This window comes from Tenacibaculum halocynthiae (assembly GCF_964512825.1).
Classification (GTDB): Bacteria; Bacteroidota; Bacteroidia; order Flavobacteriales; family Flavobacteriaceae; genus Polaribacter; species Polaribacter halocynthiae.
In genome coordinates this window covers 1-1,215 of the sequence record NZ_CAZELG010000030.1, presented here as the reverse complement: position 1 = coordinate 1,215, position 1,215 = coordinate 1, and the positions used below count along the sequence as shown (strand labels likewise).

1 protein-coding gene and 1 pseudogene (1 of these 2 only partly in view) are annotated in these 1,215 nt (G+C 40.2%); both read left to right on the top strand.

The genetic code is table 11. The features are described from left to right. Window positions 1–31 carry the end of an Ig-like domain-containing protein gene (locus ACKTTQ_RS11775; RefSeq protein WP_456243499.1) on the top strand. The gene continues 641 nt to the left of window position 1, outside the view, so the window shows 31 of its 672 coding nt (coding positions 642–672); the start codon falls outside the window, past its left edge; it ends in the stop codon at window positions 29–31. 85 nt (window positions 32–116) lie between these two features. Continuing rightward, window positions 117–1,215 (top strand): annotated as a pseudogene (locus ACKTTQ_RS11770) (Ig-like domain-containing protein); the annotation flags it as partial.

The window sequence follows — 1,215 nt, the reverse complement described above, 5'->3', positions numbered from 1 at the left end:
TAGATGTACCAGGCTCAGATTTAGCAGCTGATGGAGATACCACAGTAGATGCGAGTGTAAGTACTACCGATGGATCAGGAAATACAGCAACTGCAAGTGATACTCAAGTTTATAGTGTTGATACAGTTTTACCAGTACCAACGATAAGTGTAGATGATATTACAGCAGATAATGTATTAAATGCAGCAGAAGCAGGAGCTACGATAGGAGTGACAGGAACAGTAGGCGGAGACTTTAATGTAGGAGATACCGTAACGTTAGTTGTAAATGGAAATACCTATACAGGAGTAGTTGATGCTTTAGGAAACTATAGTATAGATGTACCAGGCTCAGATTTAGCAGCGGATGGAGATACCACAGTAGATGCTAGTGTAAGTACTACCGATGGATCAGGAAATACAGCAACTGCAAGTGATACCCAAGTTTATAGTGTAGATACAGTTTTACCAGTACCAACGATTAGCGTAGATGATATCACGGCAGATAATGTATTAAATGCAGCAGAAGCAGGAACAACGATTGCAGTAACAGGAACCGTAGGCGGAGACTTTAATGTAGGAGATACCGTAACGTTAGTTGTAAATGGAAATACGTATACAGGAGTAGTTGACGCTTTAGGAAACTATAGTATTGATGTACCAGGATCAGATTTAGCAGCTGATGGAGATACTACAGTAGATGCGAGTGTAAGTACTACCGATGGATCAGGAAATACAGCAACTGCAAGTGATACCCAAGTTTATAGTGTTGATACAGTTTTACCAGTACCAACGATAAGTGTAGATGATATTACAGCAGATAATGTATTGAATGCAGCAGAAGCAGGAGCTACGATAGGAGTGACAGGAACAGTAGGCGGAGACTTTAATGTAGGAGATACCGTAACGTTAGTTGTAAATGGAAATACCTATACAGGAGTAGTTGATGCTTTAGGAAACTATAGTATAGATGTACCAGGCTCAGATTTAGCAGCTGATGGAGATACCACAGTAGATGCGAGTGTAAGTACTACCGATGGATCAGGAAATACAGCAACTGCAAATGATACCCAAGTTTATAGTGTTGATACAGTTTTACCAGTACCAACGATAAGTGTAGATGATATTACAGCAGATAATGTATTAAATGCAGCAGAAGCAGGAACAACGATTGCAGTAACAGGAACCGTAGGCGGAGACTTTAATGTAGGAGATACGGTAACGTTAGTTGTAAATG